Genomic DNA, 17,583 nt, shown 5'->3' with positions numbered 1-17,583 from the left:
CCGCCCCAGAACAGGGGCACTGGGTGCCTAAGGAACATGCAGTTGGGTGTCGCGCGGCGGACCTTCTCGACCTGAAGTTGACAGGTCTTCTTGAACGCGCCAAGCTTTGGACGTTGCTACGCGTTTCCAGAATTTCCATAAATTACAATATTGTTAGTGCCAGTATTATAATTGCACAGCCATTATTTTTTGGATTTGCCATGGACGACTCGAGAACCTTCGAGGCCATCGCCGACCTCGCGCGCTCTGATCTTATGCTTGTTGTCGATCTCGACGGCACGCTGATTAAATCCGATATGCTTTATGAAACACTCTGGGCCTCACTCTCCGGCAATGCCAAATTGATAATTCCGGCCATTCTGGCATTGCGAGACGGTAAAGCGCCCATGAAGCGCCTGCTTGCTGCGGGCGGGCAAGTGGATATCGAAACACTTCCGTTCAATAAGACGGTTGTCGAATATATTCAGAATTGGCGAAAATGCGGCGGGCGCACGGCATTGGTCTCGGCCTCGGATGAGGTGCTGGTAAAGCGGGTGGCGGATCATCTGGGGATTTTCGACGAGGCCCACGGGACGAAGGGGGATGAGAACCTGAAGGGCGCGGCGAAAGCGGCGCGGCTCGACGCGCTCTATGGCAAGGGCGGCTATGTCTATGTCGGCGATTCAAAGGCCGATCTCGCGGTCTGGCGTGATGCCGCGCGCGCGGTCACTGTTGGCCTGCCGAATGCACTGCGGACCGAGGTGGAGCTTGAAAATGACGACGTTCTGCATCTGAGCGACCGGCCCTCCTACTTTGCGCCGCTCCTCAAAGCCATGCGCCCGCATCAATGGCTGAAGAACCTTCTGGTGTTCTTGCCGCTCATGGCGGCGCATGATCTCTCGCCCGGCACGATTTTCCCGGCCATTCTTGCCTTCGTTTCCTTCTGCCTGATCGCCTCTTCGGTCTACCTGCTGAATGATCTTCTGGATCTCTCCGCCGATCGCGCGCACCCGCGAAAGCGCAAACGTCCCTTCGCCAGCGGGGCACTGTCCTTGGCGTGGGGCACGGTGGTGGTGCCGGGGCTGCTGCTGGCCGGAGCGGTCATCGCCTTGAGCATCAGCTGGGAATTCACCGGCGTCATGATGTGCTATTTCGCGGTCACCACGCTTTATTCCTTCTGGCTCAAGCGCCGGCTTGTCGTGGATATCTGCGCGCTGGCGGGGCTGTATACGCTGCGCATTATCGCCGGAGGCGTAGCAACGCAGATCGACCTGTCGGTCTGGTTGCTGGCGTTCTCCATGTTTTTCTTCTTCTCGCTCGCGGCGATGAAGCGGCAGGCTGAACTCGTATCCAAAAGCGGCGGCAAATCCACACGTATCGCGGGACGGGACTACCGCACGACCGACATGCCATTGGTGGCGAATATGGCGGTGTCCTCGGGCTATGTCTCGGTCATGGTGATGGCGCTCTATCTCAACAGCCCGGCGGTGCGCGAGCTTTATTCCTATCCCGGGGCGCTTTGGGGCATCTGCCTCGTGCTGCTGTTCTGGATCAGCCGGATGGTGATGATCACCCACCGCGGCTGGATGCACGACGATCCGGTGGTGTTTGCCGCGCGGGACCGCATTTCGCTGGTCTGTTTTGCGCTGATCTTCACCTTTGCCGTGGGCGGGATCGTGCTGTGAGCCGGCTGTCGCTGATAGGCCTCTACGCGCTTTTCGCGGTGCTGGCGACGCTGCTCAACCTCGGGATACAGCGGCTAATTCTTGCGATTGAGCAAAGCACCATAGGGTTTGCCATTGCGATCGTCGCGGGGACGGGTGCGGGGCTGGTGCTGAAGTATCTTCTCGACAAGCGCTGGATCTTCCGCGACCCGACCAAGGGCGCGCGCGAGAACGGACGCAAGTTTTCGCGCTATACCGTCATGGGGCTGGTCACGACGGGCATCTTCTGGACCACCGAGACGGCGTTCTGGCTGGTCTGGCAGACGGACGGCATGCGCGAGCTTGGAGCGGTGCTTGGGCTGATGTTGGGCTACGCGGTCAAATACTGGCTGGATCGCCGTTTCGTCTTCACCGACGCGGCGCCGGCGCGGGCGGCCTGATGCATCCCGAACCGCTGACTGGCTGGGGCAGGTTCCCGCCGCGCTTTGCCCGTGTCGCCAGCCCGCGAGATGAGGCGGAACTGCGGGCTTCGGTCGCCGGTGGTGGCAGGATCGCCCGCGGCAATGGGCGGTCCTATGGTGACAGTTCGGTGGGCAGCGCGCTCTCCCTGTCCATGCGCCGGATGAACCGAATGCTCGCTTTTGATACCGAAAGCGGGCAGTTGGTGGCCGAGGCGGGCGTGCTGCTTGGCGACGTGATCGACGCCTTTCTGCCGCGCGGCTGGTTCCCCTATGTGACGCCCGGCACGAAATTCGTCACTCTGGGCGGGATCATCGCGGCGGACGCCCACGGCAAGAACCATCACCGCGACGGCAGCTTCGGGGCCTTCGTCGATTGGATCGACCTCTTGCGCGAAGATGGGCGCGTGGTCAGGCTCAGCCGCGACGACAATACCGAGCTTTTCGACTGGACGCTTGGCGGGATGGGGCTGACGGGCGTGATCCTGCGGGCGGCGATCCGGCTGCGCCCGGTCGAGACCGGCTGGATCCGCCAGCGCACCCTTGTGGCGCCGAATTTGGATGCGGCGCTAAGCAGCTTTGAAGCCGAACAGGACGCGACCTATTCCGTGGCGTGGATCGACTGTCTTGCCAAAGGGCCATCGCTTGGCCGCTCGCTGCTGATGCTGGGTGAACATGCGGGGCTTGATGAGCTGCCGGAGCCGTTTGGACAGGCCCCCCTGAAGGTGCCATCGCGCAAGAAACGGCGAGTGCCCTTTGATGCGCCTTCCGCTGCGCTCAACCGGTATTCGGTCAAGCTGTTCAACGCACTTTACTGGCGCAAGGGCGTGCGCGGCGCTGGGGCGCAATTGGTGGATTGGGACAGCTACTTTTACCCGCTCGATGCGGTGCTTGGCTGGAACCGCATCTACGGACGCAAGGGCTTCATGCAGTTTCAATGCGTGCTGCCGCTGGAAAGCTCTCGCGCGGGGCTGACGGCGCTGCTGACGGAAACGGCGCGGGCGGGGCAGGGGTCCTTTCTGGCGGTTCTGAAACGGCTCGGCGCTGCGCGTGGCGGCATGTCTTTCCCGATGCCGGGCTACACCCTTGCGCTCGATTTTCCGGTGAATCGGCGCACGCTGGCGCTGCTCGACCGGCTGGACGAGATCGCGCTTGCCCACGGCGGGCGGTTCTACTTGGCAAAGGATGCGCGGATGACGGCACAGACACTGCACCACGCCGATCCGCGCGCCGCGCGTCTGCGCGAGATGCGGCGGGATGCGGGGATCGACCGGGCCTTTGCCTCGGCGCAGTCGGAAAGGCTCTTGCTATGAGCGGCGCGGTGAAGGGGCGGGTCATGGTGCTGGGCGCGCGATCAGAGATCGGGCTGGCGATCGCCCGGACTTTCGCAGCGCAGGGCCATCCCATCAGCCTTGCGGCGCGCCGGTCCGAAGAGCTTGAAGCGGAGCGCGCCGATATAACCCTGCGTCACAATGTGGATGTCGAGCTGCTGGAGTTCGACGTGCTGGAGACCGCGGCGCTCGGGCCGTTCGTGCAGGACGCGCCCGGCCTGCCGAGCGTCGTCGTCTCGGTGATCGGCGCGATGGGGGATCAGCGCGACAGCGAGACCGACGTTGCCGCCGCCGCGCAGGTGTTCCGCACGAATTTCGAGGGTCCGGCACAGGTGCTTGGCCTTTATGCCGAGCGGATGATCTCCGAGGGCGCGGGCGGCACCTTGGTGGGGGTGAGCTCTGTGGCGGGCGATCGGGGCCGCGGCTCGAACTACGTCTACGGCTCTGCAAAGGCGGGCTTCACCGCCTTCCTGTCAGGCCTGCGCAATCGGCTTGCCGAGCAGGGGGTGCATGTGGTGACCGTGAAGCCGGGCTTTGTGGATACGCAGATGACCCGCGGCATGGACCTGCCAAAAGCCTTGACCGCAGCCCCCGAGGAGGTCGGCGTCGCCGTGCTGCGGGCGGTCGAAAAACAGCGCAATGTAAGCTATGTTCGTCCAGTGTGGTGGCTGGTCATGCGCATCATCTGCGCGTTGCCCGAAGGCATTTTCAAGCGAACCAAACTGTGAGCGGTGGAGCGCAAGGGATGGCGGCACTATCGGAGAGCAGGCAAGGCGGCGACGGCGCGGCGCGGGCGACCATCGTGATCGCCGCTTTCAACGCCGAAGCCACGCTCGAGCGCGCCTTCATGTCGGCCATCGAGCAGAGCGTTCCGGTAGAGACCATCGTGGTCGACGATGCCTCGTTGGACGGGACGGCCACGCTCGCCGACAGGCTCTGCCGGGGCGTGCCGGGCGCGCGCGTCCTTCGCCAGCTGCAGAATGCCGGGCCAGCCGCCGCGCGCAACCGGGCCATCGACGCCAGCAGCGCGCCGTGGATCGCTGTTCTGGATGCGGATGACCACATGGCCCCGGATCGGATCGCCCGGCTGCTCGACGAGGCCGAGCGCGAGGGGATCGATCTGCTCGCCGACGATCTTTACCGGGTGCGCGAAGACCGGCTGCACGCCACGGAGGATCGCCTGTGGTCGCGGCAGGATTTCGGTCATATCGACGTGTCTCTGGCGGAGTTCGTCACCGCCAACATGCATGGGGCCCGTGGTCAGCGCGGCGAAATGGGGTTCATCAAGCCGCTGATGCGCCGCCAGTTTCTGCAGGAACATGGGCTCCGCTATGATGAAGGCATGAGGCTCGGCGAAGACTACTTCCTCTATGCGCAGGCCCTCGCCGCCGGGGCGCGGCTTCGGCTCGTCGACCCCAAGGGGTATTTCGCGGTGCAGCGCAGCGGCTCACTGAGCGCGGCGCATCGCACCGAGGATCTGGGCGCGCTTCTGGCGGCGGATCAGGCGCTGCTTCAGCACCCAAAGCTTGCGCGCGCCGCGCGTCTCGCTCTGCGGCGCCATTCCATGCAGACGCGGAAGGAATGGGCATGGCGGCGGCTGATCGATGCGGTCAAAGCGCGCGACCTTCCGGCCATGGCCGCCATGTGGCGCGAACCCCCGGCGGTCTTCGCATCGCTTGCGGGCAAGCTTGGTGAGCAGGCGTGGTTGCGCGGGTGTCACCGGCTGGGTTTCGGGGCAGGACCGCGGCGTCAGGGGTGACGGGGCGGTCGCTGAAAGGCCGGTCGCTCACCAATCATAGGCGGCGGCAGGGATCTGCGAGCGTTCCCGCAAACTGGGCCCAACCTCACGCGCCCCGCCTGATGCGCTCTGCAGCCGTAGACCAGTGCGCCGCAGCAGTCCCAACAGCCGCAGCGTTTCCCGCAGATCCCGCTCGGAGGCCGCGCGGCGAATGCTCCACAGCAGGCCGCGCCCAAGCCCCCCGGCCAGATCGCGACCGGCGACCGAGCCGCGCCGCAGCAGGCTGAGCCGTGCCAGAGCCTCTGGCGGAGGTGTCACGCCATGTTTTCCCGAGACCGCGCGGCGGCAGATGCTCAGCTCGGTTTCGGCAAGCGGCGTCTCGGGCGCGGCCTCTACGCCCGCCTCGAAATCCGACATCGCCTCGTCCCACAGGCCATGGCGCGCATAGGCCGCGCCACGTTGCAGGCAGGCTGCGCGCGAAACCGTTTCTGGGTTGCCGTCATACATGGCCCGCAGCAGGGACAGCGGAACATGCGTGCGCAGGCCAAGAAAGACCTCGGCGTCCTGTTTGGCCCAGACGTTCTCCACATGACTGGCCGCGTGGCGCTGCGCCGCCGGGCCGCGCAGGCCATCGTGCTTGCGTTGTAGAAACACCTGCTTTTCGACCATATGCACGGGAAACCGCGTCGCGAGGCGGACGATCATGTCATAGTCGATCGAGCGGTGAAGGTCTTCGCGGAACGGCCCGACGCGATCATAACAGCTGCGGCGCACCAGCATCGCGTTTTGGAACAGAAAGATGTCTTCGAGCAGATGCCGCAGCGGCGGCCCGGCGGAGAGATCGGGCCAATAGCCCGGCCCCGTCCGCTGGCGCCCGTCGCGGCCATCGCTGAATCGGGTGTAGCTGCCGCCGACAATGCCGATGCTGGCCTCCGTGTCGAGCACGCCGGCAAGGGTCTCTGCCGCATCCTCGACCAGCACGTCGTCATCGTCGCAAATCCAGATGTAATCGCCAGTTGCATGCTGCATGGCGCGGTTGAGGGCGGCCGACTTGCCCGCGTTCGTGGCGGCGAAGTACTGCACGCGCCGGTCTTCGATCTGCGCCACCGCGTCTTCGGTGCCATCCTCCGATCCGTCGTCCCAGATGATGATCTGATCCACCGACCGGGTCTGAGCCAAGATCGATGCGATCGCTTCGAGCAAAAAGGCCCGACGATTGAACGTTGGAATTATTACGGAAATTGTCGACAAATATGACCTGCTGAAAATGAAAGTCTCTCATGGATTATCTGTCTCGGCGCAGATTCTGTCCAACGCAATCTCTGCGGAATCTAGGTGGGTCTTTGTCCTGCGGATGCGGCTTAAAATGGCAGCCAGAGCGGGCCATAATGTCGCGTTGCCAGAAAATGTTGCCGGGTTTGGGCTGTTCGCATATCATCTCTTCTATTGATTTATTTTAGCGCCCGGCATTCTGCGCACTATTTTTGCGAGGCTTTTTCGGCTGTGAACCAGATTTCCATGCATGAAGACGAAGCCGCGAATCTGGCCTTGCACGAGCCTCGGAGGCTTAGGGGCCCCGACTTCATCATCGGCGGTGCGCCGAAGTGCGGGACAACTTCACTGCACTTCATCCTCGACCAGCACCCCGATGTGGCGCTTCCGACCGATGAGGTGCATTTTTTCGATGCCGATGATCCGGTGTCTCACCCGGATTTTCTGCGGGTGGAGGACGGCGCGCTGAAGTGGTGGGACCCGAGGTCCGCTGCCGAGGACAGCCAGCGCTGGTACGCGGAGCGGTTCAGGGGGTTTGGCGAGATTGGGCTGATCGGCGAGGATTCGACGACCTATCTGATGTCGGAGGTTGCCGCCAAGCGCATCGCCCAGCAGCTGCCCGAGGCCAAGGTGATCTTTATGCTGCGCCACCCTGTGCGGCGGGCCTATTCGCAATATTGGCATCTGGTGAAGACCTCGCGCGCCGTCGAGAGCTTTGAGCAGGCGCTGGTCCGCTATCCCCAGATCATGCTCGGCTCGAGCTACGCCGCCGGACTGAAGCGGTTCATCGATGCGCTGGGTCGGGACCGTGTCCATATCTGCCTGTTCGAGGACTTCCGGAACGATATTCAGGGCTGCGTCGATGCGGTGACAGGGTTTCTGGGGCTGGAGCCGATGCAGATTGACCCCGAGCGGGCGTGGTTCAACCGCACGAAATATCCCTCGGCGCCGCGCGTCCACCGGCTGGCTAACCACGTCGGGCGCAAGCTGGTGCGGGGGCGGTACAATCGCCACATGGGCGGGGAGGCCGGGCTTGGCCGGCGGGTCGAGAACAAGCTGCACTATTGGTGGTTCGCCCATGTGAACCCCCGCTTCATGAATGTCGACCGCCCGCCCGAGATGCGCGAAGGCACCCGGCAGTATCTCGAACAGCACCTGTCTGCGCGCAATGCGGGCCTTTCGCAGCTGCTTGAGCGGGATCTCGACGCGCTTTGGCCGGGCATGAGGTGCTGAGATGGGATCCATTCTACCCCTGTCGGTGTCCGCGCATCTGGCGCAGGCCGAGGCATCCCGCTGCGGCGGCACGCAAGCTCCGCTCAATACACAGAATGTGCACCAATTCTGGAGGTTACGCCCTTGAACCGTCGTCCGGGAGTTTTCGATTTCATGATTGAGGAACCGCTCGATACCGCGCCCCGTTCGGGCGGGATCAAATTTTCGGACGCGGTCATGTTCCTGTGGCGTCGCTGGAAACTGATTGCGTTGATATTTCTCGGCGTTGTCGTGCTCAACCTGCTTATGCTGCTGCAGACTGCGCCGCGCTACACGGCGACCTCCGAGATGACCCTGATCGATCCGCGGCAGCAAAGCTCGCCGATTGCGGATCTGCTGACCGGTGTGCCGCTCTCCCGGCAGGTTGTGGAGCAGGAGATCACGACCATCCGGTCAAAGGCCTTCATGATCGAAGTGGTGAAACGGCTCGGCGTCGACGAGACATCGCCCTTGCTGCAGGGCGGCGGCCCTCCGCCTTTGCCGATGCGCATGGTCTCGGGGATGAAACGTTTCGTCTCCGGCGCGCTTCAGCGCAGCCCGCCGCCGTCCGAAGAGAGCGTCCTGAGCGGCGGGACAACGCCGGGTGAGGGCGGTGAGAGTGAGGCAGCCGAAGGACAGAGCGACGGGCAGATCAAGGAAGCGGACGACAATGTGACCCTCTCGGTTCTGGCCGCCGATCTGCACAAATATGGGCCAGCCGCGGACTTGCTGAGCAGCCGGCTCATGGTCAACCAGCTTGGCAATGGGTATGTGGTCGGCGTGTCGGCAGAGGCGGCAACGCCTGAGTATGCGGCACTGATCGCGAATGTGGCGGCGGCGGAATACACGCGGTTCAGTCTGCGCATCCGCAGCGAGGCGATCGAGGAGCAGGTGCAGCTTCTGAGCGGGCGCGTCGAAGAGCTCGGCCAGAATTTGGAAGAGGCCGAAACCGCGGTCGTCGATTTCCAGTCCAGCGCAGCGGGGCTGAGTGCCGCCAGTGTGGACCGCACCGAGGGGCGGATGGCGGAGCTTGGCCGCAGTCTCATGGCTGTGCGGGCGGAGATTGCCAATGCGACGGCCCGAGTGGGTAAGCTCCGCGAGCTCGTGGAGGCGGAAGGCCCGCTTGGGGCGGCGGAAGTCTTCGACTCCGAAATCCTGCGCGGGCTGCGTGCCCGCCTGTCGGACTATCGCATAGAACGTAGCCGCCTTCAGGAACAGTTCGGCCCGGACGCATCACAGGTCGCGGCGCTCAACGCGGTCATCGCGCGGGTCGAACAGGAAGCGGCGCTGGAAACCGATCGCATCGCGGCTGAGCTCGAGACGCAGATCAGCATCGGGGAATCCGTCGTGGACTCGATCGAAGAGAGCATTGCGGCCCTAGATGCCGATGCCAGCGCGCGGTCGCGGAGTATGGTCGAATTGGCGAAGCTGCGCCGCATCGCGGACGCGAACCGGATCGCCTATGAGGAATTTCTGAAGGTCGCAACGGAATCCGCACAGCTCAAGGCCCTGCAGCAGCCGTCGGTCAGACTGCTGTCCTATGCCGAAGTTCCCAGCGCCCCAAGCTCTCCGCGCACGCTGATGCGCACGGCGGCCAGCGGTGTCGCGGGCCTGTTGATCGGGCTTGGCGTGGCGCTCTTCATGGAATTGACCGACAACAGCGTAAAGACGGCCCGGGACATGCGTAAATTGACAGGACTGCCGGTGATCGGAAGCTTTTCCAAGACTGGTGGTCTTTCTCGGAAAAGCTTTGAAGCGGGGCGCGCGACCTCTGGCAAACCACTCTCGCGCAAGGAAAAGGTGCTGGTTCAGGAAGGCCAGAAGGTGGCCCTGTTCCTGTCCAGTGTGGTCGACGCGGGCAAGGGGACCGTGCTCTTCACCTCGGCGGTGCCGGGCGAGGGGAAATCCGGAGCGGCCATGTTGGTCGCCCATGCTTTGGCGTCGAGCGATCACTCGGTCATTTTGGTCGATGCTGCGCAGAACGCCCCGCTGCAGCGCCCGGCAAAACCGGCTGCGGAGGGCGAAACTGGCGCGCCAAGCGGGGTCACGCGAACAACGGCGGGCTATGACTTTCTGTCCCTTGCCGACGCGGCTGACACCGACATCGGACATCTGTCGGAACGCTGGACCGGGCAATTGCTCAAGAAGCTTGAGGAGAGATACGATTGGGTGATCATCGAGACAACTCCCGTCCTCACTTTGGGGAATGTGTCCAGCTTCCAGCGTCATTCCGACGCGGTGGTCGTCGCGACCCAGTGGAATGCGACCGCGCGGCAGACCGTCGAGGCCTGTATTCAGGAACTCGTGGATATGCAGGCGCAGCGCATGTTCGTGGTGATGACGCAGGTCGACCGAAACCGGCAGCGCAAATACGAGTACCGGGGCTTCAAGAAAACGGTCGCCGCATGACGGGGGGCCGCTATCACCAACTGAAAGCGGCGCTGCTTGCCGCAGTTTTGGGGGCGCTGAGCGCCACCGCCACCGCCGCCGCTGCGGATGCCTATCTTCTGGGCGCCGAGGACGTAATTGCGTTGCGCGCAGTGGCCTGGGACGAAGAGACGGCAAGTTATGTGCCCATGGACTCGCTGACCGGCAGCTACAAGGTATCTGCCGAGGGCAGCATCATGGTTCCGATCGTCGGAGAAGTGCGCGCCGCCGGGCAAAGCCTCTCCGACCTGGGCGACGATGTGGCCGAAGCGCTGCAGCAAGCCACGGGCCTGTATCAGCCGCCAAAGGTTGCGCTGGAGATCGCCTCTTACCGACCGTTCTATGCAGCGGGCTTGGTCAGCGGTCCGGGCTCCTACGCGTGGCGCCCAGGGCTTACCGCAAGCAAGGCGCTGGCGATCGCGGGTGGGATGTTGCGCGAGGCAACCGCAGCGGGACGCGACGCCGGGGTCTACCGGGAAACCAGTTCTTTGCGCGGTGTTCAGGTCGATCTGATGCGCCTGCAGGCGCGGCAGGCGCGGCTGGAGGCAGAGTTGAGGGGGGCTGAGGAGATCACCTTCCCGCAGGGGCTTCATCATCCGGACGGTGTCGAAGCGGTGGCGCGGACCTTGGCCGAAGAGCAAACCATTTTCGAGATCCGCCGCGAGGCCGCAGCGCGTGGCGTTGCATCCAGCAAAGCGCTCATCGAGCTTTACCAGACCGAGTTGGAGGGGCTGGCCAGCAAGCTGGAGGGCTTTGGCAGGCAGATGCAACTCGCCAAAGAACAGGCGGAGAACTTGCGAACGCTGTCCGACCGGGGCGCTGTGGTGGTGAGCCGCCTCGTCTCTGCCGAGCGCACGCTTGCTGAACTCAGTTCCGAAGAACTGGACCTCAACACTGCGGCCTACCGCGCGCGCCAGCGCATCGGCGAAACCGAGCGCGACCTGCAACAGGCGCAAGCGACACGGCGGCAGGAGATTGTCACGCAGCTTCAGGAAGCGCGCCGCCAGATCGAACTGGAAACGAAGCGCCAAGAGATGTTCATGAATCTGGTCGCCTTGAGCGGGCTGCCGACAGGCGAGGGTCCGGTGGAGGCGCGCATGCAGGTGCGCCGTGATGGGCCCGAGGGCGTAGAGGTCATCACTGTTGGGCCCGACGATCTGGTGCTGCCGGGCGACGTGCTGGAAGTCTCGGTCGACCTCGGCTTCAACAGTCAGTAGCGCGGTGCGCCTTAATGGGTGCTTAGCAATATGGTCGGGGGCTCTCGGACAGCGGCGGTTACTGCGCCTGCATCAGGTCGCTGCATTGAGGCATGCCGCTCTTGCCCGCCGGGACAAATGACACGCATTGGACGAGCGTCTCGGCCTCGACGTCGGCGGCAACCATGCCCAGCCAATCGGCCTGCCGCGCGCTGCCAGCCCAGAGATCGATGTAAATCTTCATCGGTGGCCGCGGCACCATACTCGCGTCTCTGATCCGGAAAGCTTCGGTCTCGCCGTAAAACCAGGAAATGGATTCTTCTGTCCATTCAATGGCGTAGAGCGTAGGCTCCTGAGCCGCATCGTAGCCAAGATCGACCGATGGCGGCTCGGCGAGGGGTTCGCCATCGCGGAAGCGGTTGAACTCGACCCGTGTCGTGTCTTTGCCCAGAAACTTGATGTCGATTTCCTCGTGGCTGTCCCCGAAATGCGCGCCGGTGTAGAGGTAGAACGCCGAGATGACCCCGGCGCCGCTGGCGGGGCGCATGACCACCTCATAGCGCCCATAGCCGAACCATTTTCGCCGCTGAAGTTGTGCGCTGACGAAATCTTTCGCGGTCTTTCCCGCGCTGTGCAGTGTTCCGTCGTCAGCCGCCATCTCACCTGCCGAAACGCGGCGATCCTCGGGGACCGTCTGGAGTGTGATGGACAGGCCCGCTGGCCCTGCATGCGCCGCGTCTTTGCGCCACGATGTCCGGAACCATTTCGCCGGATGGTCGTACTCGGCGAGCCACCATTCTTTCCCCAGACCGCTGAACTGGAACGCGGTGCGGAATGCGCCGCTCAGTTGCTTTTCGCGTTTCTGCGCCTGCGCCGGCCCTGCGATTGCCCCCAGGGCTGCGGCGCACAGGCTGAGCGCGAGCATGGGTTTGCGGAGGCGACGTGCTGATGTTTGGCCGACCGATGTCCACATCTCAGAATTCCCATCCATGAAGGTCAATTTCCTTTCGGAAGGCGCGGCCGATCTGGTCCGCCTGCCCGGGCGTGAACACCTCCTTGTAGGACGTTCTGTCTTTTCGGAGGTCTCCCTTGGCGTGCGGCAAGCCGTCAAAGGGCAGGCCGAGCGTCTGGAACAGGTCGGCCAACTCCTCATCAAGGCGGTCGTAGCGAAGTACCCGATCAACGAGAAGTTGCCCCTGTGTGTCGCAGTAGAAGGGCGCGTTGTGGCACAAAATGCCGTTCTGTAGATAGCGGTCCAAGGTCAGATCCGGATCATAGTGCCGGTGCCAGCTTGCGTTTTTGAACATGTGATAATGCGAGAGTGTTTTATCCCAAGGATTTCGTTCGACGCAGACCTTCAAATAATCGCGCCAAACGTGACGCGGCAGGCGCGCGCGTGCAAAGCGGGCAGGGATATGATTGTAGAGACGGTTTCGCCGCATGAGTTCCGAGACGTTCTTCTGCAGATCGTTCTTTGACCGTACCTCTCGCCAAGGCGCGAACCAGCCGCGCCAGTTGCGCGGTTCATGCTCGGGAACGAGCGGATAGATCGGCGTCACGATGTCCGCTGGTCCGCAATGATGCGAGAGAGCCAGCTCTATGCTGGTGCCTGCCGACTTTAACGTCTTGATAAAAATGAGTTTATGGCGGTGTGATACGATCATATGGAATGGGTTTTGTGCGAAAGCGCATTTTGAAGAGAAGAAGGCGTAAGAATAACGCCGAGCCTAACACCGGGGGAGGGGGGCGTGCGAGCGTTTTGTCAGGGGACTCGCCGGGGGGCGGGCCAGAGCCGGGCGCTGCGATCTCTCGTCGAGTTCTTATCCGCCTGCGGCCCGCGACATCGCCGCATTGATAGGCAGTGTTTCGCGACGGCGCTCTCGCAGGTTCTCGCAACCTATTGGTAGTTTAGAAAATTTTGGGCAGATTTAGGCGCGCGAAAAAAGCAGACGCGCGCGCTCGAAATCTCAGCGACTTGAAGAAGTAGGCGAAGATGTGTCGCGCATTGATGGGGCGAGGTCTTGGAAGGCTTGATAATTTTCGCGGTATGTATATAGATAATGAAGAGGCATTTATATTCAGTGCATTTCTTCCTGACTGAATTTTATGGGGAATTGGCGTTGAAAATTACCGTCTGCGCTTGCACTTGGCAGCGCCCCGGGGGACTCGAGAAATTATTTCTGTCTTTCCGGAGGCTTCGCGCAACCGATAACATGGAAGTGGATTTCCTGATCGTCGACAATGACCGAACGCCCACGGCTCAGGGTGTTTTCGACCGGGAGACACAAGGTTTTCCATGGCCCTGCCACTACGTGCATGAGCCTCGCCCGGGGGTTCCGTCGGCGCGCAACCGTGCTCTGCAGGAGTTGCGCGACGTAGACTACTTCGCATTTGTCGATGACGATGAGACTGTGGACCCTGATTGGCTGGTCGAGCTTGTTACGGTGGCGCAGAGCACCGGGGCGACCTTTGTTCAGGGGCCGGTCGATATGCGCGTTGAACGCGAAGAAGACCGCTGGTGGCTGCGCACGCTCTTTTTTCGTCAGCGCAGGTACCCGAATGGCGCAAAACGCGTGGAGAGCTGGACGAACAACGTGTTGGTCGCGCACCCTTTCGTGCGAGAGCACCACTGCCGTTTCGATCTGCGGATGCGGTTCAACTCCGGCGAAGATACTCTGTTTTTTCAGGATATCGTGCGCGCCGGCGGTGAGGGGGCCTATGCGGCGAAAGCTTGGGTTTATGAAACGCAGGGAGCCGAGCGTCTTTGCTGGCGATGGGCGCTGCACCGTCAGTTCAACTATGGCCGCACGCGGGCGCTGACCTTTCTGTTGCGGCAGCCGCTGTCGATCTCCGTACTGTATTGCACCCTGCGTGCAACGGCATTGATCGGCGTATCCCTCTGCTACACGCTGACAATTCCCTTTCAGGGAAAGCTCGGCGTGGCGAACAGCCTGGCGCTTGGCACACGGGCCTTCGCCATCCTCTACACAGCGACCTGCGCAATTTTCAGCAATCGATTACAGACCGTCTCCACCCCCGTGACCATCGCCGACCCGAGTTCCGATGTTCGATAACCGCACCCCTTTTGACAAGATCGGCCTACGGGTGCTGCAGCGCCGTCTTGATGTTGCGCGCGGGATCGGGCGCAACCATTTCGGGCTCGAGATCGCGGGACGCAAGATCGGCTACTGTTATGTCCGCAAAAATGGATGTTCGAGCTTCAAGAAGATGTTTCTCGAATGCTCGCCGCATCGGGTCGAGCTGCAAGCCGATGAGCGCCCGATAGATTTCATGCGCCGCTTTCATCGCCTCAAGAGCGCGGACCTGCGCGGCTGCGATCACCTGATCTTTGTGTATCGCGATCCGGTGCAGCGGACGCTGTCGATGTTCCGCAACAAATTCATCGCGCGGAGCGGGGCAGAGGATATTCACCAGAGCTTCGAGCAGACCATCGGAAAGCCGGTGGAACGCGCGACGTTTCGTGATTTCGTCACGGACTATCTATCTCGGGACTTTGCCACGTTGGATCGCCATGTGCTGCCGCAGCGCACGCACCTGCAGCGCGCACTCTATACTGATGTCCTGCCGGTGTCAGAGATTTACGCGGGCATGTGCCGGATTCTGGGTCCGGCGGTGGCGGCGCGGTATTTTCTTCGCCCGGCCAACAGCACCTTTCACGTGCCGCATCGCGCGGTTTCGGCGGCGGCTGATCGGCCGATCCGCGATCTTGTCAGGCTGCACCACGAAGATGGTTGCATGCCGGACGATGCGAGCCTCTTGCCCGATGACCTCGCCAGTCAGTTGAGGGCGCGCTACGCGATGGACTACGAGATCATTGCAGCGATGCAGGATACCGCGCGAAGTGCCTGAGCTCCATTCCGTCACCGTCGCGATCGCGGCTTATGCTGCCGAAACTTTCGTCGGGGCGGCAATCCGTTCGGCACTGCAGCAGGAGGGTGTCGCGCTCGACGTCGTGGTGGCAGACGACGCATCCCCCGACAAAACCGCCGAGGTGATCGAGCGGATGGCGGCAGAAGAGCCTCGCCTTTCGCTGATCCGCTGCGCGGCGAATGGCGGGCCAGCGGGCGCGCGAAATGCGGCTTTCGGCGCGGCACGCGGCGATTGGATCGCCGTCCTTGATGCGGATGACGCTTTCGCGCCGGGCCGGCTTGCGCGGATGTGCCATGCGGGGGAGGCGCAAGACGCCGATATCGTGATCGACGACTTCCTTTCGGTGACGCCGGACGGCTCGGCCTGTCCGGGGGCGCTGCTGTCGGACCGTCGCCCCTCGGGGATTCTGAGCCTGTCAGATTGGCTGGTTCTCAACGGTCTGCGCCGAGGCGAAGTGAGTTTCGGCTATGCCAAGCCACTGTTTCGACGAAGGTTTCTGGAGGGGCACGGCCTCAGCTACAACCCCGACCTGCGCAATGGTGAAGATTTCCACCTCGTGCTCGAGGCTTTGGCAAAGGGGGCGCGCGTCTATTTTACGGCAGAGCCCGGCTATCTTTATACGCGGCGCGAGGGGTCGGTTTCGCGCAGCCTGGATCCTAATCATATGGTGGCGCTGGCGCGCGCGGACGCCCGCGTTCTTTCCGGACTTGCGCCAGACGTGCGCAAGGCCACCGCGCCGCTATTTGCGCGGCGCAAGCGCAACATGATGCGGCTTGCAACAACCGAAACCGTACTCGGCGCCCTGAAGTCGCGACACCCCAGAGCGGCGCTTGCGGGTCTGGCGCGGCATCCGGCGGCGTTTGGTCGGATTATGGGCCATGTGGCGGAGGCCCTGCGCAAGCGCGTGGTGCGCGCTAAGTGAAGGACGGCAAAACGACGCCGCGCCGTGCGACCCTGATCGTGGCCCGTCGGCTGGATGCGATGGGAGAGGGCAGCAACAGCTATCTCAAACCGTATCTCATGCTGTGTCGCGACGCGGGCCTGTCCACGCGTTTGCTGTTTGCGCCGCGCAGGTCATTTGGCAACCTTGCTTGGGCGCGTCTTCACCCGGATTTGGCAGTCTTGGCGGACAGGGTGGACTGGGGGCAGACGATCCGGGTTGGTGGGCTTTGGGTCTCCTTGTCGCCCGAAGTGTGGGTCCGCCTCTTTCGGCGGATCGGTGCCGAAGCTCTGAGGAGGCTCCGTGGGCAAACCGAACGCCCCTATCCAAGCGCATTGGGCGTGGAGCTGTCGGAGCGGGAAGCCAAGGATGTGGCGCGCCGGGCATCTGCCGAACCGATTGACGTGGTGACGGTCGAATACAGCACTCTGGGCCCGCTCTTGGACCGAATCGATGCAGAAAAACGGATCGTGTTTCTTCATGATCTGTTTTCGCTGCGAGCGAAGTCCTTCCGTGACGCTGGCTTGGAGCCTGATCATGCGGAGATGACGCTGGAAGAAGAAGCCGCGCGCTGCTCTGGTGCCGACGTGCTGATCCACGCAAGCTGTACCGAGTTGGAGCAGTTCCAACCGATGCTGCCGCAGGCGGCGCATGTCTGGATGCGGCCAGAAGTTATTTCCGCCCGCGCAGACGGCGACCCAGCCGCGGCGCCGCATGGGGTTTTTCTCGGCTCTCAGCACGCCGGTAATGTCGCCGCTTTGGACTACCTGCGCCAAAGAGTCTGGCCGGAAGTTCGGGCTCGGGTACCCGGCGCAGAGCTTTGGATTGCGGGCAGTATTTGCGCCCGGGTTGACTCGGCCGCCGCCAAAGCCGAAGGGCTGCGCCTCATGGGAAGGGTGGATGATTTGGGGGTGCTTGGTGGCCCGCAAGCGATCGGGCTGGCTCCGATGCTTCTGGGCAGTGGCATACCCATCAAGGTCGCCGATTATCTGGCGCTCGGCATGCCGGTTGTCGTCACACCAAATGTACTCAATCCATTTGGGGCCGCGTTGGATGGGATGGTTCTGGAAGCCAAGACAGAGGCAGACTATCCCTACGTAATCTGCAGGATTCTTCGCGACGAAGGCCTTCGGCGCGAAATGTCAATCCTGACGGCAGAGCTTCCGGGGCGATTCAGCAATGATGCAGTGCTTTTGGAGATTAAAGCCTAGGCATCTGTTGCTATCTGTAAATTCAGTAAACCTCTCAGAACTATGGCTGGATAATGGCCATCATAAACTTCTGAAATGAAAACACTTGCTTAGTTAATTGGGCATATTTGTGAATTATTCCATTCTCAGAAGGTAAGCAATAACTCGCCGATATCTGTATTGGGTTCTGTCGGAATCTTGCCGTTTACAAGTTTACGCAAGGAAAAGCGGCGTGACCTAGACTGG

15 protein-coding genes are annotated in these 17,583 nt (G+C 62.4%); 12 read left to right on the top strand and 3 right to left on the bottom strand.

Features of this window, described 5'->3' with window-relative positions; translation table 11 throughout:
- The first annotated feature begins 23 nt into the window (after positions 1 to 23).
- The 5 genes from AYJ57_RS23260 to AYJ57_RS23240 are packed head-to-tail and all read left to right on the top strand — an operon-like array spanning position 24 to position 5,191.
- Entirely contained in the window at positions 24 to 1,664 is a 1,641-nt protein-coding gene (locus AYJ57_RS23260; protein WP_335740025.1) for a UbiA family prenyltransferase, read from the top strand.
- The gene (locus AYJ57_RS23255) at positions 1,661 to 2,083 is read left to right on the top strand and encodes a GtrA family protein (protein WP_066111576.1); all 423 of its coding nucleotides are present in this window, start codon (positions 1,661 to 1,663) and stop codon (positions 2,081 to 2,083) included. The genes AYJ57_RS23260 and AYJ57_RS23255 overlap by 4 nt, the downstream gene beginning before the upstream one ends.
- Positions 2,083 to 3,414: an FAD-binding oxidoreductase gene (locus tag AYJ57_RS23250; protein ID WP_066111574.1), complete on the top strand. Its 1,332-nt coding sequence runs from the start codon at positions 2,083 to 2,085 to the stop codon at positions 3,412 to 3,414. The genes AYJ57_RS23255 and AYJ57_RS23250 overlap by 1 nt, the downstream gene beginning before the upstream one ends.
- Positions 3,411 to 4,160 (top strand): SDR family oxidoreductase, encoded by a 750-nt coding sequence (locus AYJ57_RS23245; RefSeq protein WP_083191507.1) that lies wholly within the window; start codon positions 3,411 to 3,413, stop codon positions 4,158 to 4,160. The genes AYJ57_RS23250 and AYJ57_RS23245 overlap by 4 nt, the downstream gene beginning before the upstream one ends.
- Positions 4,161 to 4,177: 17 nt before the next feature.
- Positions 4,178 to 5,191 (top strand): glycosyltransferase family 2 protein, encoded by a 1,014-nt coding sequence (locus AYJ57_RS23240; protein ID WP_066111572.1) that lies wholly within the window; start codon positions 4,178 to 4,180, stop codon positions 5,189 to 5,191.
- 27 nt (positions 5,192 to 5,218) lie between these two features.
- Here AYJ57_RS23240 and AYJ57_RS23235 read toward each other — a convergent pair whose 3' ends face one another.
- A complete protein-coding gene (locus AYJ57_RS23235; protein WP_066111570.1) occupies positions 5,219 to 6,373 on the bottom strand; it encodes a glycosyltransferase in 1,155 nt (384 codons plus the stop codon).
- A gap of 315 nt (positions 6,374 to 6,688) precedes the next feature.
- Between AYJ57_RS23235 and AYJ57_RS23230 the strand changes: the two genes are divergently transcribed.
- From AYJ57_RS23230 to AYJ57_RS23220, 3 genes are all read left to right on the top strand, one after another.
- Complete coding sequence (locus AYJ57_RS23230; RefSeq protein WP_066111568.1) at positions 6,689 to 7,675, top strand: sulfotransferase family protein; 987 nt, start codon at positions 6,689 to 6,691, stop codon at positions 7,673 to 7,675.
- A gap of 153 nt (positions 7,676 to 7,828) precedes the next feature.
- A complete protein-coding gene (locus AYJ57_RS23225; protein ID WP_066111566.1) occupies positions 7,829 to 10,102 on the top strand; it encodes a GumC family protein in 2,274 nt (757 codons plus the stop codon).
- Positions 10,099 to 11,337: a polysaccharide biosynthesis/export family protein gene (locus tag AYJ57_RS23220; protein ID WP_066111564.1), complete on the top strand. Its 1,239-nt coding sequence runs from the start codon at positions 10,099 to 10,101 to the stop codon at positions 11,335 to 11,337. Before AYJ57_RS23225 ends, AYJ57_RS23220 begins: the two co-directional genes overlap by 4 nt.
- Before the next feature lie 58 nt (positions 11,338 to 11,395).
- Here the strand turns inward: AYJ57_RS23220 and AYJ57_RS23215 are convergent, their stop codons facing one another.
- A complete protein-coding gene (locus AYJ57_RS23215) occupies positions 11,396 to 12,289 on the bottom strand; it encodes a family 16 glycosylhydrolase (RefSeq protein WP_193789575.1) in 894 nt (297 codons plus the stop codon).
- Position 12,290: 1 nt separating this feature from the next.
- Positions 12,291 to 12,980 carry a hypothetical protein gene (locus AYJ57_RS23210; RefSeq protein WP_066111560.1) on the bottom strand — a complete coding sequence of 230 codons (690 nt, stop codon included), beginning with the start codon at positions 12,978 to 12,980 and terminating at the stop codon, positions 12,291 to 12,293.
- Positions 12,981 to 13,397: 417 nt separating this feature from the next.
- Here AYJ57_RS23210 and AYJ57_RS23205 point away from each other — a divergent pair, with 417 nt between their 5' ends.
- From AYJ57_RS23205 to AYJ57_RS23190, 4 genes are read left to right on the top strand one after another with little or no spacing between them, the layout of a single operon-like run.
- A complete protein-coding gene (locus tag AYJ57_RS23205; protein WP_066111558.1) occupies positions 13,398 to 14,390 on the top strand; it encodes a glycosyltransferase in 993 nt (330 codons plus the stop codon).
- Positions 14,380 to 15,186, top strand: a complete 807-nt coding sequence (locus AYJ57_RS23200) for a sulfotransferase family 2 domain-containing protein (protein WP_066111556.1) — start codon at positions 14,380 to 14,382, stop codon at positions 15,184 to 15,186. Before AYJ57_RS23205 ends, AYJ57_RS23200 begins: the two co-directional genes overlap by 11 nt.
- A complete protein-coding gene (locus tag AYJ57_RS23195) occupies positions 15,179 to 16,129 on the top strand; it encodes a glycosyltransferase family 2 protein (RefSeq protein WP_066111554.1) in 951 nt (316 codons plus the stop codon). Before AYJ57_RS23200 ends, AYJ57_RS23195 begins: the two co-directional genes overlap by 8 nt.
- The gene (locus AYJ57_RS23190) at positions 16,126 to 17,358 is read left to right on the top strand and encodes a glycosyltransferase (RefSeq protein ID WP_066111552.1); all 1,233 of its coding nucleotides are present in this window, start codon (positions 16,126 to 16,128) and stop codon (positions 17,356 to 17,358) included. Before AYJ57_RS23195 ends, AYJ57_RS23190 begins: the two co-directional genes overlap by 4 nt.
- The last annotated feature ends 225 nt before the right edge of the window (positions 17,359 to 17,583 follow it).

The organism is Salipiger sp. CCB-MM3 (assembly GCF_001687105.1).
Classification (GTDB): domain Bacteria; phylum Pseudomonadota; class Alphaproteobacteria; order Rhodobacterales; family Rhodobacteraceae; genus Salipiger.
Note: the sequence above shows the minus strand (reverse complement) of the source record. Positions and strands in the feature narration are given on the sequence as shown.

Excerpts from the sequence above, each read along its gene's own strand:
- AYJ57_RS23225 (WP_066111566.1), top strand. The coding sequence starts at position 7,829 with ATGATTGAGGAACCGCTCGATACCGCGCCCCGTTCGGGCGGGATCAAA.
- AYJ57_RS23240 (WP_066111572.1), top strand. The coding sequence starts at position 4,178 with ATGGCGGCACTATCGGAGAGCAGGCAAGGCGGCGACGGCGCGGCGCGG.
- AYJ57_RS23215 (WP_193789575.1), bottom strand. The coding sequence starts at position 12,289 with ATGTGGACATCGGTCGGCCAAACATCAGCACGTCGCCTCCGCAAACCC.
- AYJ57_RS23245 (WP_083191507.1), top strand. The coding sequence starts at position 3,411 with ATGAGCGGCGCGGTGAAGGGGCGGGTCATGGTGCTGGGCGCGCGATCA.
- AYJ57_RS23210 (WP_066111560.1), bottom strand. The coding sequence starts at position 12,980 with ATGATCGTATCACACCGCCATAAACTCATTTTTATCAAGACGTTAAAG.
- AYJ57_RS23250 (WP_066111574.1), top strand. The coding sequence starts at position 2,083 with ATGCATCCCGAACCGCTGACTGGCTGGGGCAGGTTCCCGCCGCGCTTT.
- AYJ57_RS23200 (WP_066111556.1), top strand. The coding sequence starts at position 14,380 with ATGTTCGATAACCGCACCCCTTTTGACAAGATCGGCCTACGGGTGCTG.
- AYJ57_RS23220 (WP_066111564.1), top strand. The coding sequence starts at position 10,099 with ATGACGGGGGGCCGCTATCACCAACTGAAAGCGGCGCTGCTTGCCGCA.
- AYJ57_RS23230 (WP_066111568.1), top strand. The coding sequence starts at position 6,689 with ATGCATGAAGACGAAGCCGCGAATCTGGCCTTGCACGAGCCTCGGAGG.